The sequence below is a fragment of the Helicobacter sp. L8 genome (genome assembly GCF_003660355.1).
In the GTDB taxonomy this organism is placed as follows: domain Bacteria; phylum Campylobacterota; class Campylobacteria; order Campylobacterales; family Helicobacteraceae; genus Helicobacter; species Helicobacter labacensis.
In genome coordinates, this window is record NZ_QXQR01000059.1 from 1 (window position 1) to 551 (window position 551).

Annotated in this window: 1 protein-coding gene; it reads right to left on the reverse strand. The window is 42.6% G+C overall.

What is annotated here, in order from left to right:
- Nucleotides 1-551 (reverse strand): hypothetical protein (locus EAO37_RS09035; RefSeq protein ID WP_162983018.1); only part of this gene is annotated, 551 nt, incomplete at both ends.

Consider the following 551-nt stretch of genomic DNA (forward strand, 5'->3'; position numbering starts at 1 on the left):
TGGGCGTATACTTAGCTGGGAACACCGCATTAGCCTTTTGCCCATGCATTTTCTCCCACTTGGCAATGAGCTTTTCATACAAGTTCTTAATTTCTAGCAACTCCTTTTCTTGTTGGGCACTGAGTTCTTGCATGTGCGCTAAATCCTGGCGCATTTTAGGGGTTACCCCCTGTGGGTCTATTTTTTCTATCTTTTTGATAAGGCTGTTGAGTTTGGCTAATCTAGGGCTTAGATTAGGGTAAAAGCCCTCTAAAAGCCCTTCAATACCGATGTGTTCATCAAGTTTTACCCCTATCTCTTTAGCCGCCTCAAGGTTCTTATAGTAATACTCTTCCCTATATTTTATCGCCTTAGCGATTGTGTTATAAGCATCGCTTCTTAGCTTCTCTTGGGTGTTGCTCAAAGTGGCGTGGAACTGCGCTTTTAATTCAGCCATATCCCCGGCATTCTTTCTAAACTCTTGGGCTTTTTGGTATCTAGCTAGATATTTTTTAGCCCTCTCAATCTCTCTTTCATAGCCCTCTATGATGCGCTTGTGTAGGTCTATGTCT